Genomic DNA, 21,618 nt, shown 5'->3' with positions numbered 1-21,618 from the left:
CTGCCTGCCCCGCATCCAGCCGTACCGGGCCCGCTAGGACTACGGGCTCGACTCGGACCGGGCCGCCACCGGGACGCGTTTTCACGCAGGGGTGCTCAAAGGGGGGTGTGCGCCGCACCGTGCTTGGACCGCACCGCAGTCGAAAAGCGCGCGTAGCCGTGCCGTAACACGGCTGGGGTCGAATCCCTGCGGACCGGAATGCTCCAGTCGACGTTGGTGAGGGCAACGATGACGGTGCATCAAGGTGCTGAGGAAGTACGGGAGGTCACGCAATACCTACAGGATCCGGTGGCGCTTCTGGACCCCGGGAGCGGCTGGTACGGCGCCTTCTGCCGACGAGATCCCGCAGGGATGCGCGCCTGTCTCGACGGCGCCGAGATTCCGCCCTGGGACGTGATGGAGTCGCTCTTCCAGGACCTGGCGGCCGTGCGCGGCACAGCGTACGCACAGCGTGAGTCGGTACGGGCCGCCGAGCTCTACTCCGCCTCGGTGGCCGCCCATGACCGACGGCCAGGCGGACGACAGGTGCTCGTCGAACGGCTGGAGCTGATGCTGCGGGAGCAGACGTATGCGGCCCAGCGCCTGGTGGTTGTGGACGGGTGATGCAGGTCTCGGCTGAGGGATCTTGAAATGGGCGAGAGCCGAATGGCTGCCACATCCGGAGGACCGTCGGTTCCGGAACAGTCACGGCACTTCAGCTCCGTCGCTTCGCCCGCTGTGCTCGAGCCGCGGCCCCCCGATCTCGTCCGGTGGATAGAAGCGCCGGGCCCAGCGCCGGAACGGGCCGATCGGCCCGTCACCGGGAGCGAGCCGGGGCGGCTGCTGGTACTGCTTGTGATTCCAGATCGGAAAGTCGGCGGCGGTGAACTCGCAACTGGAACGGAAGACGGCGCGGTCCAGCAGCCGGGCGGCGGTCCGGCTCACCACCCGTGCGAGCGGGGCCGGCAGCAGGGCCGGTTCCGCAAAGGCGATGCGGTTCCTCTGCCGGAACTGCATCCGGTTGGGCGCGATCGCCGTGGGCATCACCATCGTGCACATTCGAAGCCCGATCCGAGGCGTGTACACATCCGCGTGCAGGCAACCGAGTCCGTAGCCGTCCACCTCCACCTCGACGACGAAGTTTCCCAGCAGCGGCGCCGACTCATGAGCCCGCATGGACACGTGGAACGCGGCATCGTCGTAGACGACAGGCCCGCCGATCTCGGCTTTGGCCCAGCCGTGCAAGGTGGCGAAATGCCCGAGGTCCACCGAGTTCTCGATGACTTCCTGGACATTGCCGGCCAGTTCCCAGGCGGCGTGACGGGCAGGCCGGTGGCCGATCTCGTGCCAGTCGGGGATGAACCAGTCCGGTTCCCGGCCGTCGTGGTGCCGCCAGACGAAGACAGCACCGTTGACCTCGTGCACCGGCAGTTGCGCCAACGGCGACCTCGGCGGCTTTGTGTCGTATCCCGTCCGCACGCACGTGCCGTCGGGACCGAACGCGAAGAAATGGAAGGGACATACGAGATCGTCCCCGTCGACCTTCGCCAGACCGAGATGGGCGCCGAGGTGCGGACAGTACGGACGGATGGCGCGGACCGCCCCGGTACCGAGCCGGTACAGCACCACGTCCTGCCCCGCCAAAGGCCGGGTGAGCACAGCGCCCGGCCGCAGCTCCTCGGAGAAGGCCAGCGCGGACCAGCCGCTCGGACAGGGCAGGGCGAGCGCCCCCGCAGCATCGGCCGGCGTCGGCCCCTCACTGATGGCGCGCCCGTACTCGCGTGACAGTCCCACCACTTCCCCTCTCAGGATCGGTCTCCCGGAGACTGCCCAGACCGCTCCGAGATCCTCCCGACACTCCGCACATCACCCGAACGGGAAGGGAGGCGAAAGATGTTGACGGCGTACGTGATGACACGGTCCATGCAGCCCGCTCGGTGACGCAGAGGGTCTCCGCCTACCGCTCCGCCGCGGAGTCGATGGCCGCCTGCACCACGTCCAGCAGTCGGGCCAGGCCGGGCAGGTCATCCCACTCCACAGCGGAGTACTTCCACATGTGGCGCACACCCGGTGCTTCCGGGCGGCCATGGCAGATCTCCACGATCCTGGCCCCCTTGCGGTCCGGGCCCTTGACACAGAGGTGCATATGGCGCACGTGGAAGCGGACGGCGTTGCCGCCGAAGACCTCCAGCACGCGGCCGTCGAAGGAGTAGAGCTGTCTTCCGACCGTGGTCGTGATCTCGCTGTCCATGCCGCGACGCCGGCCGCGCCGGCGGCCGACTGACGGTGGCATGCCGCAAAATCCGTCGATCACCTCCGCAGATCGCAAGTAGCCTCCGCACATGGACGCTGAGGTGGATGCCCGTGAACTCTACGAGGCATTGTGTGACCACGACGGGGCGGACGCCCATGACGTGATCGTAGCGCCGTGGCTCGATCGGGCCCGGGGCGATTACAGAGCCTCGCTCGCGACTGCAGCCGGAGACGGGGCCTGGTGGTCCGAGGAGGGACCTCAGGGGAACGAGTACCTGCTGCAAGAGCTCTACGCTCTCAGCCGCGTCAGCGATCTGCTCCTTCTCGCCTTCCAGCCTCCTGCTGACGAGGTGCCCGAGTGGCCGTGGGCCAACAGATACGATCCGCTGGGCCAAGGGCCGGTGCTCTCACAGCACGAGTACCTCGACTTGTTCACCGCGCTGGGCATGACACCGTTCGACGACACCGTCTTCGACCCGTTCCTCCATGAAATCGTCGACGTCGAGGAAGCCGACGACCCGCGCGCCGCGATTCAGATCACCCAGGTCGTCTGGCCGGGCCTGATGCTCGGACAACTGCTCTTCAGCCGGGCCGGAGTCCGTGTCCGCGCCGGAGCCAACCATGCACAGCGAGGCGTGGCCGACCGGTCCCCGCTGTACTGGACGTACCTGCGACGCCACCGGCCGACAGTCGACCTGTCGCACGGCTGGGGTCACAATTCGCAGTGGGCCACCGATTTTCGTCTCGACTACCGGACGCCGACATCCCGGCGACTCAATGCGACGGGAGGCGTCGACATCGACGGCTCCGAGGACCTCGGTCCGGATCACCCCAAGAGCCTCAGCCCGGAGGAGAGGCTGTTGACCCCCGGCGAGCGACGTGAACTACTGCGTCACCGCTGCCTTCTGCGGGTACCCGAGGCTGTCGGCACATTGGCCGAAGCGCCGGGGTGGCAGATGGATCTGTTTCCCTTCGACTGGCAGCTCCCCGGTTCGGAGCAGTGACGCGCCCTTTCCGAAGGAAAGGCGTCAGCGCGCCCGCTGCTCGCACCCCACGAGCCGGACGCAGACGGCGAGCCCCCGATCGCCTGCTCCAGCTCCGCGGGGCCCGGGTAGCCGGGCGCGATCCGGAGGGTGCAGCAGGTTTCGTTGGCGCTCCATCCCTGATCTTCGCAGGGAGTCCCGGCCTTCGGGCCGGGCGGGAATGCGATCCTTGGACCGGAGGCGCGGAGCGCCGGAGTGCTCTGCGTTGTCAGTGGCGCCAGCTATGTTGACCGGACTGACCGAAGGGGGGTGGCTGGGTGATTCGTGCGTACAAGTTCCTCATGCGGCCCACCGTCCGGCAGGGCCAGGCGCTCGGTGAGATGCTGCGAGATCACTGCTCGCTCTACAACGGCGCATTGCAGGAACGGCGTGATGCCTACCGTCATGTATCGAAGACGAGCATCAAGTACGGGATGCAGTCGGCGCAGTTGAAGGATATTCGGGCGTTCGACCCGGAGCGTCAGGGGCGTTGGTCGTTCTCCTCGCAGCAGGCGACCTTGCGCCGGTTGGACAAGGCGTTTGCGGCGTTCTTCCGGCGGATCAAGGCTGGGGAGACGCCTGGATACCCGCGTTTTCGTGGGGTGAACTGGTTCGACACGGTGGAGTTCCCGAAGGACGGGGACGGCTGCCGCTGGGATTCCACCCCGCACGACCCTGTCACCCGCGTGCGCTTGCAGGGTGTCGGACATGTCAAGGTCAACCAGCACCGGCCCGTAGTGGGCAACGTCAAGACGGTCAGCGTCAAGCGCGAGGGCCACAAATGGTTCGTCGTACTGACCGCCGAGCAGGAGCGGCCCGAGCCACTGCCGCCAACGGGCAGCGTGGCCGGCATCGACCTGGGCATCGCCAACTTCCTCGCCGACTCCAACGGCGGGTTCGTGGAGAACCCCAGGCACGGACGCCGCGCTGCCGCGAGGCTCGAAGCCGCCCAGCAGGCGCTGTCCCGGTTCCCGCGCCGCAAGGCGAAGGACCGCACCGCCAACCACCGGCGGGCCGTGGAGCAGGTCGCCAAACTGCATGGCAAGGTGCGCCGTCAGCGCCTGGACCACACGCACAAGACCGCCCTCGGCCTGGTCCGCGCGCACGACTTCATCGCGCACGAAGATCTCAAGATCCGCAACATGAGCAGGGCCCCCGCCTCCAGGCCGGACCCCGACCGGCCAGGCACCTTCCTGCCCAACGGTGCCGCCGCGAAGGCCGGGCTGAACCGCTCGATCAACGATGCCGGGTGGGGGGTGTTCCTGACGATCCTGCACGCAAAGGCTGAAAGCGCCGGGCGGGAAGTGATCGCCGTGGACCCCCGCAACACCTCCCGTACGTGCCCCGAATGCGGGCACACCGCGAAGGAGAACCGGCCCACACAGGAGAAGTTCCACTGCGTCGCATGCGGCCACAGCGCACACGCCGACACAGTCGGGGCTCTCAACGTCCTACGGGCCGGGCTGGTCCGTCGCGAAGCCCAACCGGCATAGCGAGAAGCCCCGCTCTTCAGAGCGGGGAGGAGTCACGTGAGCCCGCACCCCGTCGGCGTCCCGGAGGAACAGGACGTGCCGCAGCTGGTTGACCTTGTCGGGGCCGATCGACCGCTTGGTGTTGTTGTCGAGCGGCCACTGCACGTTGGCGGGCGACGAGCCGAAGAAGGCGACGCCCGCGCCCGCCGCTGTGATCTTCGAGGCGGAACCGAACGCGAACGCCCGGTCCGGGTTCCCGGCCCCGATGCAGGTGGCGAGCAGGTCGGCGATCTCGACGGGCTCGTCGGTGAGGTGGTGGGCGGCGTAGGCGTTGTCCCAGAAGATCCGGAAGTCGGGCGCGGTGGCGCTCATCGAGGCGAGCCGCTCGGGCGTCGGGGCCGGTCCTGTCGAACCGAGTCGCTGATCTCCAGGTCCCGTGTGTAACCGAACTCGGCCCGCTCCGCAGGGGCCACCGGAGATGCCTCGGGGCGGGCCCGATCATGCCGCCTCGGGCGGGCTCGGCCCTGCGGCTGACCGCGAGGCGGGGGCAGGCCACCCGCTTGCGACATCGCATGGCATCACATGACGTCGGGTGGCGCGGCTTGGCGCCACCCGGTGTCACCCGGTGCCGCCTGGCGCCATTCCACGCGCCCAAATGCGCATGAGCACGCATGGTGCCACAATCACTCAGGTAGGCAGCAGTATGTTTTAGCAGGTCAGGGTGGTTACGTCGGGTGCCGGTCCGGAGATGTCACCTCACGGCTTGTATATAGAGCCATCGTGGTGCCATGATGGCGTCATGGACCTTACTCCGTATGTCGACACCCTCCGCCGCGAACTCGCGGTAGCCGCCGAAGCCGGCGGCGGCGAAGCCTGCGAGCTGGCCGAGAGGCTCACCGCTCCCCTGGAGTCGGCGGCCCGGCTGACCATGCTCAATGCGCTCTCCGCCGCGATGGACGAGATCACCCGTGAACTCGCCCCCGGCTCGGTCGACGTACGCCTGCGCGGGCTCGACCCCGACTTCGTGGTGACGCTGCCGCCCACCGACGGCGGCGCCCCCGCGGAGCCGGCCGCGCCCGTCGAACCGTTCAAGACCCCGGTCCCGGCCGACGGTGACGAGGGCGGCACCGCCCGCGTCAACCTGCGTCTGCCGGCCCACCTCAAGGCCCGCGCCGAGGAGGCCGCGAGCCGCGAGGGTCTGTCGGTCAACGCGTGGCTGGTGCGCGCCGTGTCGGCTGCGGTCGACGGCGGCACCCGGCCGCGTACGACGGAGAAGACCCGGACCATCGGACAGAGCTTCACGGGCTGGGTGCGCTAGCCGCGCCCCCGCCCGCACCGCTTCACCCACACCGCGTCCCACCGGCGGGGACGTCCCAGAGACCTAAGAGGGCGATAAGAGCCGGTTCCTCAGACTTGGTGCCGATCTGCCCCTCCTGATGGCGGGCTACCGCCTGCGGAATTCGCGTGGACGACCTCATTGGCGGGCTTCGACCCGTGACTCCCCACCTCGCTGGAGGGAGTTCTGTCCGGTAAGTCCCCCTGTGAGCCTCCGGAGTGATCGCGTAAATTGGGTCGAGCTGGCTCTTATCGCCCTCTAAGAGGACGGGGCGGCCATGCCTTCTTGACACTCCCGAACCGATCTCGGTCACCGCGCACGTGGAGGCCGGTTCCATCCAGTTCACCGCGGGCGACCGTCTCGGCACCGTCGTCCAGGTGCGACCCCGCGACCCGAAGCGGGACCAGGACCTACGGGCGGCCGACCAGACCGAGGTCACGTACGCGAGCGGCGTACTGACCGTCAGGACGCCCAAGTCATGCTGCTGCTCTTCGTCTACATCTTCGGCGATGTGATGAGGGCCGGGACCGGGGACGGCAGGGCGGAAGATGATCTGCGCCCGAGCGCGTGCCGACTCCTCGCGTAGTCGGAGCTGGTCCGGTGTCAGCTTTTTCCTACTCGTGACTGGCCGGGGCGGCGGATCACGGTGCGGCGCTCCGTCAGCGCCTGCGTGATCCTTTCAGCAGGGGCCGATCGTTACCGACCCGGGATTGCTTGTCGATGTCATGTGATTCCCCACCGCCGGCGTGGGCTTCCGGGCTTCGGACACCGTCCGTGCACGGTGTGTGTTGCGGGCAGACGGCGTTGCTTCGTCGTCGCTGGGAGGTGTCCTGGGTGTGTGTCGTTCCTCGGCAGCCGGAGGCTGCGGAGGAGGTATCCAGTGGCACGCGCTGCTCCGTCTCCAGTAGGTTCTGCGGATGCGGCAATTCGCGGACATCGAAGACCTGTCGGGGCTCGTGCGTGACGCACTGGGCGCGGGATGCCACGTCGTCGCAGTGGATCGGTTGCGCGGGGGGAGCAAGAAAGGGGTGTACCGGGTCCGCCTTGACGGAACCCGCACACCGAGCGTGATCGTCTACAGCTGGGCCGAAGCCGAGAACTTCTGGCCAGGCGCGCGCGAGGCCGACCCGGCTGACCCGTTCGCGCCCGCCTCCGGGCTGGTCCCGTTCCTGACCGCGCAGCGGAGCTTGGACAGCCTCGGGGCGCGGGTTCCGTGGATACTTCTGGCGGATGACAGCCGGCGTCGCTATCCGGCGGACGTCGCCGTGGTCGAGGACGTCTCCGGCGGCACGCTCGAAGCACTCTTCGAGACCGATCCCACGCGCGCTGCGGGAGCCCTGGGCGACCTCGCCGGGATCCTTGAGATGATGCACCGGCATCAGGGCGAGCACTACGGCAGGCTGGACCTGCTGGAGCGGGGCGGATCGGTGTCCGAGATCCCGTGCGAGCGGCGGGTCCTCGACCGCGCACTGCGGGACCTTGAGGAGGCGTCGGGGCGCGACCGCCGCATCGCGGCAGCCGGCGCCGCATTGCGCGACCGTCTGCAGGAGCTGGCCGATCGGGTGAGCCCTCGCACGGAATACGGGCTGATCCACGGAGAACTCGGACCCGACCACGTTCTGGTCGACGCCGACGGTCACCCCGTCCTGATCGACATCGAGGGCCTGATGTACTTCGACGTCGAGTGGGAGCACGTCTTCCTCCAGCTCCGTTTCGGCGAGCGGTATACCGCACTGGCCCGGCACGGTCTCGACCCGCAGCGGCTCGACCTCTATATGCTCGCGATGCGTCTGTCGCTGGTGGCCGGTCCGCTGCGTCTCCTCGACGGTGACTTCCCCGACCGGGCGTTCATGCAGGGGATCGCCGAGCACAACGCGAAAGAGGCGCTGGCGCTCCTGCCGTTGGTGTAGCCCTGGGATGCGCAGGACCGCGCGGAGCACTCGTCGACTCCTGCAAGAACCGGGCTGTCTGTTGCCGGGCCCACCCCTCCTTCATGGCGCGGACGACAGCGGGCGCCGGGTCCAAGTGGACGACGCCGGCCATCAGCACGAGACGCGCCGAGCCCGGTGCCTGAGTGACCACCCGCATGTCGTATCAAACGCAATATTATTGCGTCCATGCGCAGGCCTGCAGTTCACCGGCGCTGGTGAACCAACCCCTGGGTACACGCACTCAACTGACCCGAAAAGATGGAGAACTGGTCGCCTGCGGAATGTTGCAGCCGATGCAATTCATCCCGTTTCTCATCTTCGGCCAGGCCCGACGGACGGCGGAATCGCGCAGACCGGCGCGGCGAGCGGCCCCTCGTCGACAAGTTTTGCCATCATGGCGTCTGCTCTCCGAGCCGGAAAGCGAATGAACGTGTGGACCGCACGGGTGTGAAACATGATCGACTCCGCCGGTTCACGGCGATGGTCTTGCCCCGCTGTGTGACGGGGCTTACGTTCTCCTCTACGCACGTGTCTACGGGCGTAGAAACGCGTAGAGGCTCTCTGACGCCGCGTCGAAGGAGCAGCTCATGTCCCAAGTCGTACGCGCCGCACTCGTCCAGGCGACCTGGACCGGCGACACCGAATCCATGATCGCCAAGCATGAGGAGCGTGCGCGCGAGGCAGCCCGCCGGGGCGCGAAGATCATCGGCTTCCAGGAGGTGTTCAACGCCCCCTACTTCTGTCAGGTGCAGGAACCCGAGCACTACCGCTGGGCCGAGGCCGTCCCGGACGGGCCGACCGTCCGGCGGATGCAGGAACTCGCCCGCGAGACCGGCATGGTGATCGTCGTGCCGGTCTTCGAGATCGAACAGTCCGGCTTCTACTTCAACACCGCCGCCGTCATCGACGCCGACGGTTCTTATCTCGGCAAGTACCGCAAACATCACATCCCGCAGGTCAAAGGGTTCTGGGAGAAGTACTACTTCAAGCCCGGAAACGTCGGCTGGCCCGTCTTCGACACCGCCGTCGGCAAGGTCGGTGTCTATATCTGCTACGACCGGCACTTCCCCGAGGGCTGGCGTCAACTGGGGCTCAACGGAGCTCAGTTGGTGTACAATCCGTCCGCCACCTCGCGCGGCCTGTCCAGTTATCTCTGGCAGCTGGAACAGCCCGCGTCCGCTGTCGCCAACGAGTACTTCGTCGCCGCGATCAACCGCGTCGGCCAGGAGGAGTACGGCGACAACGACTTCTACGGAACCAGCTACTTCGTCGACCCGCGCGGCCAGTTCGTCGGCGAGGTCGCCAGCGACAAGGAGGAGGAACTCCTCGTCCGTGACCTCGACTTCGGGCTCATCGACGAGGTCCGCCAGCAGTGGGCGTTCTACCGGGACCGCCGACCCGACGCGTACGAAGGACTGGTGGAGCCGTGAGCAGCCTGCACCGACGCCATCTCGCCGTCAGCCCCGACTGGCTGGCGCTCTACTACAAGAACCCCCTGGAGATCACCCACGGGGAGGGCCGCCATGTCTGGGACGCAGACGGCAGGCGCTACCTCGACTTCTTCGGCGGCATCCTCACGACCATGACTGCCCACGCCCTGCCCGAGGTGACCAAGGCGGTCAGCGAGCAGGCCGGGCGGATCATCCACTCCTCCACGCTCTACCTCAACCGGCCGATGGTCGAGCTGGCCGAACGCATCGCCACGCTGTCCGGCATCCCGGACGCCCGGGTCTTCTTCACCACCTCCGGCACCGAGGCCAACGACACTGCCCTGCTGCTCGCCACCACGTACCGCAGGTCGAACCAGATCCTCGCGATGCGCAACAGCTACCACGGCAGATCCTTCTCCGCGGTCTCCATCACCGGTAACAGCGCCTGGTCGCCCACGAATCTGTCGCCGCTGCAGACGCTTTACGTGCACGGCGGCGTCCGCACCCGGGGACCGTACGCGCACCTCGGCGACGCGGAGTTCATCGCGGCCTGCGTCGCCGACCTGGAGGACCTGCTCGGCCACACCCGCGAGCCCGCCGCCCTGATCGCCGAACCCATCCAGGGCGTCGGCGGGTTCACCTCACCGCCGGACGGCCTGTACGCGGCCTTCCGCCGGGTCCTCGACCGCCACGGCATCCTGTGGATCTCCGACGAGGTGCAGACCGGCTGGGGCCGCTCCGGCGAACACTTCTGGGGCTGGCAGGCGCACGGCGAGAACGGGCCGCCGGACATCCTCACCTTCGCCAAGGGCATCGGCAACGGCATGTCGATCGGCGGTGTCGTGGCTCGCGCCGACGTCATGAACTGCCTCGACGCCAACTCCATTTCGACCTTCGGCGGCTCCCCGGTCACCATGGCGGCCGGCCTCGCCAACCTCTCGTACCTCCTCGAACATGATCTGCAGGGCAACGCCCGGCGAGTCGGCGGACTGCTGATCGAGCGGCTGCGTGCGATCGGCGCGGCCTCGGAGTGTGTACGGGAGGTGCGCGGCCGGGGACTGATGATCGGCATCGAGCTGGTGAAGCCCGGCACCGACGAGGCGAACCCGGAGGCGGCCGCCGCCGTACTCGAAGCAGCCAGGGAGGGCGGCCTGCTCATCGGCAAGGGCGGCGGCCACAACACCAGCGTGCTGCGGATCGCACCGCCGCTCTCGCTGACCATCCCGGAGGCGGAGGAGGGTGCGGAGATCCTGGCCGAGGCCCTTCGATCGGTGGCATGAGAAGCGACGGATGAGCGACGGGGGTGTGGGCGGCGGCCGGTACGCGGCTGTGTGGCTTGGTCGCCATCGCACCCCCGTGCAGCCATCGCACCCCCGTGTCCGCCCAGGAGCGCCACCACGCCCGAGAACACCCTCCCTCTCCCGTCCACCGCCAGGCCCGGCGCATCGGCAGCCGACGCCGACGCCGGGTCTTGGCCTGCTCGGTACCGGACGGCAGACAGGCGTACGGGGCGGCAGCTGTGGACTCCTGGGCGTGGGCGGCTGTGGTGGCGAGCGGCAGTGCGACGGCGGCGATGGTGGCGGCGGTCAGCACCGCAGGCGCGGAGCACGGCAGCGACACCTGATCTTCCCGGATCGGTCAGTGGATACCAGGCATCGGGGGCGTCCGGTGATGCGTCCGAGACTCGCCGTCGGTGGTGATCGGACCGCGCCGCGTAAGGGACGAGCGCATGAATCGCACCCAACATTTGGACCGGACCCGTCATCATTTCGTTATCTGACGGTGTCGCTATCATCGGCCGATGAACTACCGGCGCCTCCTCTATTTCCTCGCCGTCGTCGAGGCCGGGACCATCACTTCCGCCGCTGCCACCCTCCATGTCGCCCAGCCGGGACTGAGCCGTCAGCTCAAGACGCTGGAGCGCGAGGTCCGGATGACGCTCTTCGAGCCGCGCGGCAACCGGCTGGTGCTGACCGCCTCCGGACGCGCCTTCGTCCCCCTTGCCCGTCGGGTCATCGCGGAGACCCGCCAGATGGAGGCCGCGGTCGAGGGGCTCCGCTCCGGGCGGGTCGCGCAGTTGACGGTCGCCGCGACGGCGGCCACCATCCGGGGCTTCCTCGCGCCGTTCATCGCCACGACGGGCCCGGACGATCCGCCGCTGATCACCCGGCAGGCCGGCCACTTCGCGCTCAACGACGAACTCCTGGACGAGGCGGACTTCATCGTGTCCCCGACGCCGATGGTCGAGGGCTTCGAGACCGTCGACCTCGGCGGCACCGCGCTGAAGGCGCATGTCGCCCCCGACCACCCCTGGGCCGAGGAGGGTCGCACGGAGATCGGCCTCGCCGAGATCTGCGGCGACCGGCTGTTCGCCCACTCGCGCTCGAGCGTCAGCCGCGCCGTGCTCGACACCGCGCTCGGCGCGGCACATCTCGCACCCGAGCGACTCACCGAATGCGAGGACGGCCCGACCGTGGAGGCGCTCGCAGTGGCCGGGCACGGGATCGGGGTCAGCACGGATCTGCCGCGGTACGGGGCGCATGCGTTGTGGATCACGGTGGAAGGAGCCGGGCGCAGGGAGGTGCTTCAGGTACCACTCCATGTCGCCTGGCTGCCGGGGCACTTCGCGGCCGACACCATTCGCGCGACGGCGGTGCGACTGCGGGACTTTCTCGTGGGACAGGGGGACGCCGTGATCCCGGCGCCCCCGCGGCCCTGACAGTTCCGCGAAAGCGTGCGGATTCGCGGAAGCTACGGCGTGAGGCGGTCGAACTTCACCCAGCCGCCGTGGTTCTCGTCGTCCGTGCCCCAGATGGCCCGCCCGGCGCGCAGGAACGCGATCGCCTCGATCTTGCGGTCGTCCTGCTTGGTGAAGCGCCGCAGCGGGGTGAGCTCGTCCGTCTTCCTCAGTCGCAGAACGGCATGGTGCGCGCCGTTCACGGCGAGCCATCCGGCGTTGTAGACCGCGGAGCTGAACGGTCCGTCGTCCACGTTGGGATCCGATGCCGACGACACGAGGACGGTCCCGTCCGCCAGGACCTTCAGGTCACTGATGTGCCGCACCTCGTCCTCGTTCGGAAACGGTACGGCGAACTCCTGCCGCGCGGTGGGAGAGCCGAAGCCGAGGCTGAATGTGCCGATCCTTGCCGAAGCGGCGCGTACGACCGCCTTCCGCTCGCCGCTGCCGCGGTGGCCCACACGGCGAAAACCGTGCCCGACCTGTCGCGGTGCAACGCGAAGCTCTCGTAGCTGTCGCCGTCGTGCCTGTCCGGCACGGTGACGGGATCGCCCTGAACGGTCGCCCGGCCGTTCGCCACACGGATGTGGTACGCGTCGCCGTTGCTGGCCAGGGCGATGTAGTGGCCGGCGCGGCCGGGCACCGCGTCGAGCGCCTCCAAGTCCTTCGGCAGTACACCGAGCCAGGGCAGTTCGGTGGTCACGGGCGCTCTGCCGGGCCTCAGCCGCACAGTGGCCACCCGGCTCTCGCCATCCCCCTTGTTGTCCCGCACGATGACGGCATCGGCCCGGTTCGGCTCCACGGGGGCGCCCTCGGCCAGAGCCATGCCGCTGACGCCGCCCTGGATACCGGTCCCGACCTGTTGCCATCCGTCCGAAGGGCCGGCCGCCCGCGCCCCAGAGCCGCTGCGGCGATGGAGGCGCAGGCCACGGCCGACACGATGAGTCCATTTCTGATCACGGGGCCGAAGCAAGGCCGCGGACCCATCCACGGCCCGGACCGGTTCCGTGCCGCCCGGCAGATTCCCTCGCCCGGTGGCACGTTCGCCACCTTGCTTTCATGCTCAATGGTTATGATCGGGCTGCTATTTGTGTATTGGACGGCATGACCGATGCCTTCCGATACTGGGGGACCTGCCGAGCGCTTCCGTATCCGCAGTTGCGCCGCACCTCCCCGAAGGACCCGTCCGTGACCGTCATGTCACCCGCTTCCGCACGCCCCGGCACCGACCGCGCCCGCACCCGCTCCGCCGGTCACGCCATCGTCGAGTCCCTTGCCCTGCACGGGGTCCGGCGTGTCTTCGCCGTCCCCGGCGAGAGCTACCTCGACGTCCTCGACGGGCTGCACGACTCCGACATCACCACCGTCGTCTGCCGCCACGAGGGCGGCGCCGCCTACATGGCGGAGGCGCACGGAAAGCTCACCGGTGAGCCCGGCGTCGCCATGGTCACCCGCGGCCCCGGCGCCGCCAACGCCTATGTGGCCGTCCACGCCGCCTGGCAGGACGCCACACCGCTCGTTCTGTTCGTCGGCCTGATCCCGAGCGACCACCGCGACCGTGAGGCCTTCCAGGACTTCGACCCGCGTGCCTGGTTCGGTACGCAGGCCAAGCGCGTCCTCCTCCTCGACCAGCCGGAGCGCGCCTCCGAACTGGTCGCCGAGGCCTTCTTCGCCGCCCGTTCGGGCCGTCCCGGGCCGGTCGTCGTCGGGCTGCCCGAGGACATCATCACCCGCCCCGCACCGCCGCAGCTCCACCCGGTCGTCCCGGTGACGGACGGCGGCGTCGCCCCCGCCGAACTCGACGCGCTGCGTGAGATGTTCGTCCGCGCCGAGCGTCCGCTCATCCTCGCCGGCGGCCCCCGCTGGACCCCTCGCGCCGCCGCCCGGCTCACCGCCTTCGCCGAGTGCCACCGCATTCCGGTCGCCCAGGACTGGCGGGCTTCCGACAGGGTGCCCTTCGACTCGCCGGTCAATACAGGCCAGTTGGGATACGGGCGGCTCGACTCGCTGGCCGGCCGGGTCGAGGAGGCCGACCTGCTGCTCTGCGTCGGCGGCGTACTGACCGACGTGCCCAGCGACGGCTACACGCTGCGCCAGTCCCCGTCGTCCACCACCGTCGTCGCCAACATCGACGCCACCCTGCGTGGTCGCAGCGGCGCCCTCACCCGGCAGATACTCGCAGCCCCCGACCCCTTCACCGAAGCCCTGGCCGGCCTCGACCTGACCGGTCACCCCGACTGGACGCAGTGGACCGCCGAGGCCCGCGAGGAGCAGGCCCGGCACGCCGCACTGCCCGCCGAGGCCCGCACCGGCGCCGGGCTCCCGGCGACCGCACCCGGCACCGCGCACATGACGAGCGTCGTCGCCGAACTCGTCGAACGGCTCCCCGACGGCGCCGTCTACACCTTCGGCGCCGGCAACCACTGCATCTGGGCCCAGCGTTATCTGCCGACCCGGGTCTTCCCCAGCCAGCTCAGCATGCGCAACGGTTCCATGGGCTACAGCGTCCCGGCCGCCCTCGCCGCCTCGCTGGAGAGCCCCGGCCGGCTGACCGTCGCCATCGCGGGCGACGGCGAGTTCCTGATGAATGGTCAGGAAATCGCCACGGCAGTGCAGTACGGTGCGGCCTTTCTCGTGATCCTGATGGACAACCGGCAGTACGGAACTATCCGCGAGCACCAGGAACGCCACTATCCGGGCCGGATCAGCGGCACCCAGCTCGCCAACCCCGACTTCGCCGCCTACGCGCGTGCCTTCGGCGCCCACGGCGAGACCGTCACCGCCGACGACCAGGCGGCCGGGGCCGTCGAGCGTGCGCTCAAGGCTGTGTCCGACGAGCGCAGGCCCGCCGTCATCCACGTTGTCGTCGACCAGAACATCCCCCTGCCGTAAGGGAGTACACGTCATGACCACCACTCAGTACGCCATCGTCGATCCGGCAACCGGAGAACCGGTCCGGCACTATCCACAGGCCACCGACGTATCGATCGCCCAGGCCCTGACCGCCTCCGCCGCCGCGCAGACCGAGTGGCGCGGGCGCCCCGTCGAGGACCGGGCCGCCCTGCTGCACCGCGTCGCCGACCTGCATGCCGAACGCAGGGACGACCTGGCCGCCCTGATCACTCAGGAGATGGGCAAGCCCGTCACACAGGCCGGGATCGAGATCGACATCGTCGTGTCGATCTACCGCTACTACGCCGACAACGGCGCCGCCTTCCTCGCCGACGAGGAACTGGCCGTCGTCGCGGGCGGCACCGCCGTCGTCCGCAAGGAGGCGGTCGGGCCGCTCCTGGGGATCATGCCGTGGAACTACCCCTACTACCAGGTCGCCCGGTTCGCGGCGCCCAATCTGATGCTGGGCAACACCATCCTGCTCAAGCACGCCCCCCAGTGTCCCGCGTCCGCGCTCGCCGTGGAGCAGATCTTCCGTGACACGGGCCTGCCCGAGGGCGCCTACATCAACCTCTTCGCCTCCGACGAGCAGGTGGCCGACGTCATCGCGGACCCGCGGGTGCAGGGCGTCTCGCTGACCGGCTCCGAGCGGGCGGGGGCCGCGGTCGCCGAGATCGCCGGAAGGCACCTGAAGAAGGTCGTACTGGAGCTCGGCGGCTCCGACCCCTTCCTCGTGCTCGGCGGCGCCGACCTGACCCGCGCCGTCCAGCAGGCCTTCATCGGCCGGTTCGGCAACGCGGGCCAGGCCTGCAACGCAGCCAAGCGCATCATCGTCCTCGACGAGCAGCACGACGAGTTCGTCGAGCAGTTCACCGCCGAGGTACGGGCGGTCGAGCCCGGCGACCCCACCGACCCCGCCACCTTCCTGGGCCCGCTCTCCTCCGTCGCCGCCGCCGAGAGTCTCGCCGCCCAGGTCGACGACGCGGTGGCACACGGCGCGACGGTCCTCACCGGAGGCCACCGCATCGACCGCCCCGGCGCCTGGTACGAGCCGACGGTCCTCACCGGGGTGACCGACCGGATGCGCGCCTTCCACGAGGAACTGTTCGGCCCCGTCGCCCTCATCCACCGAGTGGCCGACGAGGAAGAGGCGATCGCGCTCGCCAACAACAGCCCATACGGCCTCGGCGCGGTTGTCCAGTGCGACGACGAGGAGCACGCACTGCGAGTCGCCGACCGCCTGGAAGCCGGGATGGTGTACATCAACGACGCCCCCGGCACCGCCGCCGAGCTCCCCTTCGGAGGGATCAAGCGGTCCGGGATCGGCCGTGAACTCGGCAGGTACGGCATGGACGAGTTCGCCAACAAGAAGCTGATCCGCGTCAAGCGCTAGCCGCCGCGTTTCAGTTCTGTGCTGCTGAGCTGGGTTGATTGCACTGGCGGTGGTAGGCGGGTGCTTGGTGGTGGGTGGGCATGCCGAGGGCCCAGCGCACTGGCCGGGTGCTCCGTGGGTCCTCGGGGCGTGGGTGGGCAGGGGCGGTGCGACGGGTCAGGTGACCGGTCGGGGCAGCATCGCGAGGCGGGCGAAGGCGGCGGTCAGCTCATGGCGCCAAGGCCAGGTCACGGCGATGCGCAGGTGCGATCGCCGCCCGCCGCGTGTGATGCGGGCGGCGGCGTGCAGGATCCGGTAGCGGCGTCTCTTGGGCTCGGCGGTGGCCAACTCGCCGTCCAGCAGCAGGACGCGGGTCCAGGCGGGCAGATCGATGGCGGTCAGGGACAGCCGAGCCAGACGGCGTTGACCTGGGAGTGGCGGGAAGGGAAGCGGCCGAATCCGGTCGCCTTGCCGCAGCGAATGCGGTGCTTGACGCGGACATGTGCGCGGTGGCGGACCTCAAGCTGCTGCAAGGAGCCTTGGCTTTAGGGCGTATCCGTGAGGAACACCTGGTGGCGCATGCCCTCGTCCAGATCGAACAGCGACAGCTGTGCGCCGGGACGGGGGCGCTCGTGCCGGACGGTGATCCGGGTGCCGCCCGGGTAGCCGGCCGGATCGATCAGACCGGTCGGCTCCGCGACCTCGGCCCCTGCGCGCAACGTTCCGTCCTGCTCAAGCGTGGGATGGCGCACCACGGAAGAACGGACCGGACGGCGTGCCGCCGCTGAATTCGTTCTGCAGGCCGGCGGTGATCTGTGCTTGCTGCCCGGCTGCGATGTCGGCGGGCACGGAGTGGATCGTCAGGACCAGCCAGGGCTGGAAGTCGATCTGCCCGACCGCCGTCCCGGCCACGTGATCGCAGCTCGGGCCGTTCGGCATGTCGTTGCAGCCCCACCAGTTGAACCGTGCGTCGATGTCCGCGGCAGGATCGTTGTTGACCAGGCCCTGCCCGGAGCCGCTGTCGACGATCCGGTTGTACTGGACCGTCATCGGCCCGTTGTAGGCGCCGTCCGCGACGAAGATGCCGGAGCCACCCGACCTGGTGATGGTGTTCTGCCTGATCACGGCACCGGAACTGGGTGTCGTCTGGCCGCGCAGGGTGAAGCCGATGGCATCGTGACCGGAGTCGATGATGCGGTTGTTGCGCAAGGTGACGCCACTGGTGTCGGAGATTTCCACGCCGAAACGGCCGGTGAACGTTCCGGTCCGCTCGATGGTGTTGTCCTCGACGGTGATATTCGTGTTCGTCACCGCAGCAAACCCGGTGAAGAGCAGGACGCCGCCGTGGGTCTTGTCGGCGATCGTGTTGTGCGTGATCGTGATGTTGTGGCAGGCGCCGGACACCTGGACACCGCTGAAGCCGCCGATCATGCTGTTCCGTGTGACGACGGCGTCCGAGACAGCGACGAAGACGACCGGGAACTCGCCGTCCATGTTGTTGTCGTCGATGGTGATGTTCTTTGTTGCCCCGGGGACTTCACCTCCGGCGATATTGATCGGCGCGTTGCCGTTGTCCTGGAATGTGTTGTGCGAGAACGTCGCGTTCGTCAGGGGCCGGAAGGTGAAGACCCCGTTGCCCTGTGCTCCGGGGTGGAGTGTGGCGTTGTTGTTGATGAAGAGGTTCTGCTGGAAGACCGAGGGGATCGCGCCGTTGGAGGACGGGGCGAATCCCTTGAGGTTGTTCGAGAAGATGTTGTTCTCGACCTGGTAGCCGCTGAAGTTCTCGCTGGTGCTCACCCCCGCGCCTTCGGCGTTGCCGGTGAAGGTGAAACCGTCGATCGACACCCCGTTGGCCTGGGCGATCCACATGTCCTCTTGGATCGGGGTGTTGAGCGTGGTCGTGATGACCGTCTCACCCGGGCCGCCGGGGGTGCGGGTGCGGGCGTCCACGCCGGCCTGGGCGCCTTCGAGATGCAGGTCTGCCTTCCGGATGACCAAAGGAGTGGTCATGACATAGGTGCCTGCCTGCACCCTGATGGTGTCTCCAGGGGCGGCCTCGTTGTAGGCGAACGGGATCGATGCGCACGGCGCGGCGACCGAGCCGCACCCGGGTGTGTCGGCCCCGGTGGTCGCGACGTTGATGACGGTCGCGGCGGCGGCCGGAGGCGCGGCCCCCAGCACCGGGGCCACTGCGCCGAGCACCCCCGCCAGGAGGTAAGCGGGCCAGCGTTTGTTCATCGAAAGGGACCTCTCGAGCTTTGATTGCAATCCGTACCGGATCGTGGCGTTGAGTGACGTGCTCTCTGTGCGTGTGCACCCTCCGCGCGAGCTCGCACCCTCTGCCGCCGATGCCGTACGCCTTCAAGCTGAGGGAAAACCTGGGCCGGTCCGCGCATTGCCGGCCTTGCCCGGCGTAGCGCATGACATCAAGGCCGCACGCACCCATGGCATCCTCGACGCGCCCAGCGCCGCGGGGGCCGCGTGCTGGGCGGACAGGTCGCACCAGGGCGCCCGCCCCGCCGTCCGCGTCTCCTGCTGCGGCCGCTGCCAGGTGGCCTTCCACCGCGCCTCCGAGGGCCGTGCCGGTGCCGAGTCGATGTGGGCGCGGGTGCTGGGCGAGGAGTTCTACGCGCCGTCCGAGGAGGCCAGGGGGCGGACTGCAGAGGGCTGGAACGCGAAACAGTGTGACTGCGCATCCGTGGCGGAGTTCCACGGTGCGGGCGTGCCCGGCGTTCATGAACCCGGCTTCCCGGGTCATCCGGGCTTCCCCGGCGAGTACGGCGAGGACTGCGAGCCCGAGGAGCCTGGGGAGCCCCCGGATCCCACCACCACCGAACTCCCCCCGCTCCCCACCAACCTGCCCTTCCTGCAGGGTTTCGAAGTGTTCGCGTCCACCGCGGCGCACTGTGGGCCGGTGGAGTGCCAGGCGGATGAAACAGAAACGTCTTCAGCGGTTAGCCGCAGCGGTATTGCCACAGTGGGTAACCGACTTCTACGTTCTTCACCAGGCACCTTGTCTACGTGCGTAGACCCATTCCGCCACAGTGAGGAGGGGTACATGAGCCGCACCGTCATGCACGGTGGTCTCGTCATCACCGCGTCCGACGAAATCCATGCCGATGTACTCATCGAGGGCGGCCGCATCGCCGCCCTCGTGGCGCACGACACCGACGAGGCCGAGAGCTGGAGCGCCGACCGGAGGATCGACGCCACCGGAAAATACGTCATCCCCGGCGGTGTCGACGCGCATACGCACATGGAGATGCCGTTCGGAGGCACCTACGCCGCCGACACCTTCGAGACCGGCACCCGCGCGGCCGCCTGGGGCGGCACGACCACGTGCGTCGACTTCGCCATCCAGTCCGTGGGCCACGCGGTCCGCTTCGACGCCTGGTACGCGAAGGCCGACGGCAACTGTGCCGTCGACTACGCCTTCCGCGTGATCCTCTCCGATGTGAACGAGCCCTCGCTCAAGGAGATGGACCTGCTGGTGTCGGAGGGCGTCACCTCCTTCAAGGGTTTCATTGGCTCGGGTGACCAGGGATGTTCAGCCCGAGTAGGTGCCTGACCTGCAGGAACACGCCTATCTCGGCCGGTCGGTAGGGCAGAGTCGCCTCATCTGTCCCGCCGACGGCGCCCCATCGGGCGTATCGGGCATACGGAACGGATCACGAGCGAGTACCCCGTATTCGACGTAAAGGGAGCAGAAGCTATGGCACGCACTCTGATCACCGGTGGCCTGGTCATCACGGCCTCCGACGAGTTGCACGTCGACGTGCTCGTCGACGGTGGCCGCGTCGTGGCCATGGCCACCCATGACAGTCATGAGTGGACGGCCGATCATGTCATCGACGCTGCGGGGAAGTACGTGATTCCAGGCGGTGTCGACGCCCATACGCATATGGAGATGCCGTTCGGCGGCACGTTCGCTTCCGACACCTTCGAGACCGGAACTCGGGCTGCGGCCTGGGGCGGCACGACGACCATCATCGATTTCGCTATCCAGTCCAAGGGCGGATCGCTTGGTGAAGGGCTCGATGCGTGGCATGAGAAAGCGGATGGAAAGTGCGCGATCGACTACGCGTTCCATATGATCATGTCCGACGTGAACGAGTCCTCGCTCAAGGAAATGGACACGCTCGTCTCGGCCGGCGTCACTTCGTTCAAGCTCTTCACCGCGTACCCGGGGGTCTTTCTCTCCGACGACGGTCAGATTCTCCGGGCCATGCAGCGCGCCGGCTCGAATGGAGGGCTGGTGATGACGCACGCGGAGAATGGTCTCGCCATCGACGTGCTGGTGGAGCAGGCGCTGGCACGTGGTGAGAGGGACCCGCGCTACCACGGTGAAGTCCGGAAGGCACTCCTTGAGGCGGAGGCGACGCATCGAGTGATCAAGCTGAGCCAGGTGGCGGGGTCTCCTCTCTACGTGGTGCACGTGTCCGCGCAAGAGGCCGTCGCCGAATTGGCGCGGGCTCGGGACGAGGGCCTTCCGGTTTTCGGTGAGACCTGCCCGCAGTACCTCTTCCTGTCGACCGACAATCTGGCAGAGCCTGAATTCGAAGGCGCGAAGTATGTCTGTTCCACTCCGCTGCGTCCGAAAGAGCATCAGGCGGCGCTGTGGCGTGGGCTGCGGACGAATGATCTGCAGGTGGTTTCCACGGACCATTGCCCGTTCTGCTTCAAGGGACAGAAGGAGATGGGCCGTGGGGACTTCTCGAAGATTCCGAATGGCATGCCGGGTGTCGAGAATCGCGTGGAACTGCTGCACCAGGCCGTGGTGGACGGGCATATCAGCCGCCGTCGTTGGATTGAGATCGCCTGTGCGGCGCCGGCCCGGATGTTCGGCTTGTATCCGAAGAAGGGCACGATCGCTCCGGGGGCCGATGCCGATATCGTCATCTACGACCCGCATGCTGAGCAGATCATGTCCGCCGAGACGCATCACATGAACGTCGACTACTCGGCCTACGAAGGCAAACAGGTGACGGGGCGGGTGGAGACGGTGCTGTCACGCGGTGTTCCGGTGATCGACAAGCGCTCCTATGTGGGCCACGCGGGGCACGGGGCGTATCTCCCGCGTGGAATCTGTCAGTTCGCGAACTGAGATGTCTCGCGGCGAAATCCCTCGTTCTCCTGTTCGAATGGTGCCTCGGCAGAGAGTCCTCCGGATCCCGCTGGTCGGCCCGGAGACCGC

The 21,618-nt window shown here is 68.3% G+C and carries 15 protein-coding genes and 5 pseudogenes; 14 read left to right on the top strand and 6 right to left on the bottom strand.

Annotated features, from left to right (window positions below):
* Window positions 1-228 precede the first annotated feature (228 nt).
* Window positions 229-585 (top strand): annotated as a pseudogene (locus tag ACIPEK_RS33685) (hypothetical protein); the annotation flags it as partial.
* Window positions 586-684: 99 nt separating this feature from the next.
* Here ACIPEK_RS33685 and ACIPEK_RS33680 read toward each other — a convergent pair.
* Together ACIPEK_RS33680 and ACIPEK_RS33675 are read right to left on the bottom strand one after the other, a co-directional pair.
* Window positions 685-1,773, bottom strand: a complete 1,089-nt coding sequence (locus ACIPEK_RS33680; RefSeq protein WP_402004025.1) for a Rieske 2Fe-2S domain-containing protein — start codon at window positions 1,771-1,773, stop codon at window positions 685-687.
* A gap of 163 nt (window positions 1,774-1,936) precedes the next feature.
* Window positions 1,937-2,230: a hypothetical protein gene (locus ACIPEK_RS33675; RefSeq protein WP_402004022.1), complete on the bottom strand. Its 294-nt coding sequence runs from the start codon at window positions 2,228-2,230 to the stop codon at window positions 1,937-1,939.
* Between the two features lie 91 nt (window positions 2,231-2,321).
* On the opposite strand from ACIPEK_RS33675, the gene ACIPEK_RS33670 reads away from it, so the two are divergent.
* Window positions 2,322-3,236 (top strand): hypothetical protein, encoded by a 915-nt coding sequence (locus ACIPEK_RS33670; protein ID WP_402004020.1) that lies wholly within the window; start codon window positions 2,322-2,324, stop codon window positions 3,234-3,236.
* A gap of 296 nt (window positions 3,237-3,532) precedes the next feature.
* Window positions 3,533-4,747, top strand: a complete 1,215-nt coding sequence (locus ACIPEK_RS33665; RefSeq protein WP_402004017.1) for an RNA-guided endonuclease InsQ/TnpB family protein — start codon at window positions 3,533-3,535, stop codon at window positions 4,745-4,747.
* 21 nt (window positions 4,748-4,768) lie between these two features.
* Here ACIPEK_RS33665 and ACIPEK_RS33660 read toward each other — a convergent pair.
* Window positions 4,769-5,119, bottom strand: a pseudogene (locus ACIPEK_RS33660) (aminotransferase); the annotation flags it as partial.
* Window positions 5,120-5,525: 406 nt separating this feature from the next.
* On the opposite strand from ACIPEK_RS33660, the gene ACIPEK_RS33655 reads away from it, so the two are divergent.
* The 7 genes and pseudogenes from ACIPEK_RS33655 (at window position 5,526) to ACIPEK_RS33625 (ending at window position 12,142) form a co-directional block, all read left to right on the top strand.
* Window positions 5,526-6,044 (top strand): hypothetical protein, encoded by a 519-nt coding sequence (locus ACIPEK_RS33655; protein WP_402004014.1) that lies wholly within the window; start codon window positions 5,526-5,528, stop codon window positions 6,042-6,044.
* Between the two features lie 248 nt (window positions 6,045-6,292).
* Window positions 6,293-6,538 (top strand): annotated as a pseudogene (locus ACIPEK_RS33650) (hypothetical protein); the annotation flags it as partial.
* Between the two features lie 441 nt (window positions 6,539-6,979).
* Window positions 6,980-7,972, top strand: coding sequence for a phosphotransferase family protein (locus ACIPEK_RS33645; protein ID WP_402004011.1), 993 nt, complete (start codon window positions 6,980-6,982; stop codon window positions 7,970-7,972).
* Window positions 7,973-8,580: 608 nt separating this feature from the next.
* Window positions 8,581-9,423 carry a nitrilase-related carbon-nitrogen hydrolase gene (locus tag ACIPEK_RS33640; RefSeq protein ID WP_402004008.1) on the top strand — a complete coding sequence of 281 codons (843 nt, stop codon included), beginning with the start codon at window positions 8,581-8,583 and terminating at the stop codon, window positions 9,421-9,423.
* Entirely contained in the window at window positions 9,420-10,703 is a 1,284-nt protein-coding gene (locus ACIPEK_RS33635; protein ID WP_402004005.1) for an aspartate aminotransferase family protein, read from the top strand. The genes ACIPEK_RS33640 and ACIPEK_RS33635 overlap by 4 nt, the downstream gene beginning before the upstream one ends.
* A 95-nt stretch (window positions 10,704-10,798) precedes the next feature.
* Window positions 10,799-11,047: a hypothetical protein gene (locus tag ACIPEK_RS33630; RefSeq protein WP_402004002.1), complete on the top strand. Its 249-nt coding sequence runs from the start codon at window positions 10,799-10,801 to the stop codon at window positions 11,045-11,047.
* A 177-nt stretch (window positions 11,048-11,224) separates the two neighbouring features.
* Window positions 11,225-12,142 carry a LysR family transcriptional regulator gene (locus ACIPEK_RS33625; RefSeq protein WP_402003999.1) on the top strand — a complete coding sequence of 306 codons (918 nt, stop codon included), beginning with the start codon at window positions 11,225-11,227 and terminating at the stop codon, window positions 12,140-12,142.
* A gap of 32 nt (window positions 12,143-12,174) precedes the next feature.
* Here ACIPEK_RS33625 and ACIPEK_RS33620 read toward each other — a convergent pair whose 3' ends face one another.
* Window positions 12,175-12,621, bottom strand: coding sequence for a hypothetical protein (locus ACIPEK_RS33620; protein ID WP_402003996.1), 447 nt, complete (start codon window positions 12,619-12,621; stop codon window positions 12,175-12,177).
* A gap of 736 nt (window positions 12,622-13,357) precedes the next feature.
* Between ACIPEK_RS33620 and ACIPEK_RS33615 the strand changes: the two genes are divergently transcribed.
* Both ACIPEK_RS33615 and ACIPEK_RS33610 read left to right on the top strand, forming a co-directional pair.
* Complete coding sequence (locus tag ACIPEK_RS33615) at window positions 13,358-15,052, top strand: thiamine pyrophosphate-dependent enzyme (RefSeq protein WP_402004090.1); 1,695 nt, start codon at window positions 13,358-13,360, stop codon at window positions 15,050-15,052.
* Between the two features lie 13 nt (window positions 15,053-15,065).
* Complete coding sequence (locus ACIPEK_RS33610; RefSeq protein ID WP_402003993.1) at window positions 15,066-16,445, top strand: NAD-dependent succinate-semialdehyde dehydrogenase; 1,380 nt, start codon at window positions 15,066-15,068, stop codon at window positions 16,443-16,445.
* A 156-nt stretch (window positions 16,446-16,601) separates the two neighbouring features.
* On the opposite strand, the pseudogene ACIPEK_RS33605 reads toward ACIPEK_RS33610, so the two are convergent.
* Together ACIPEK_RS33605 and ACIPEK_RS33600 are read right to left on the bottom strand one after the other, a co-directional pair.
* Window positions 16,602-17,209 (bottom strand): annotated as a pseudogene (locus ACIPEK_RS33605) (transposase); the annotation flags it as partial.
* Window positions 17,157-18,293, bottom strand: a complete 1,137-nt coding sequence (locus tag ACIPEK_RS33600) for a right-handed parallel beta-helix repeat-containing protein (protein WP_402004087.1) — start codon at window positions 18,291-18,293, stop codon at window positions 17,157-17,159. The gene ACIPEK_RS33600 and the pseudogene ACIPEK_RS33605, both read right to left, overlap by 53 nt.
* 1,189 nt (window positions 18,294-19,482) lie before the next feature.
* On the opposite strand from ACIPEK_RS33600, the pseudogene ACIPEK_RS33595 reads away from it, so the two are divergent.
* Together ACIPEK_RS33595 and hydA are read left to right on the top strand one after the other, a co-directional pair.
* Window positions 19,483-19,950 (top strand): annotated as a pseudogene (locus ACIPEK_RS33595) (amidohydrolase family protein); the annotation flags it as partial.
* 186 nt (window positions 19,951-20,136) lie between these two features.
* Window positions 20,137-21,528 (top strand): dihydropyrimidinase, encoded by a 1,392-nt coding sequence (hydA, locus tag ACIPEK_RS33590; protein WP_402003990.1) that lies wholly within the window; start codon window positions 20,137-20,139, stop codon window positions 21,526-21,528.
* The last annotated feature ends 90 nt before the right edge of the window (window positions 21,529-21,618 follow it).

Origin of the sequence: Streptomyces sp. NPDC088246 (assembly GCF_044741025.1) — a bacterium.
GTDB lineage: Bacteria > Actinomycetota > Actinomycetes > Streptomycetales > Streptomycetaceae > Streptomyces.
The sequence above is the reverse complement of the archived record's forward strand: the minus strand, read 5'-3'. Positions and strand labels throughout refer to the sequence as shown.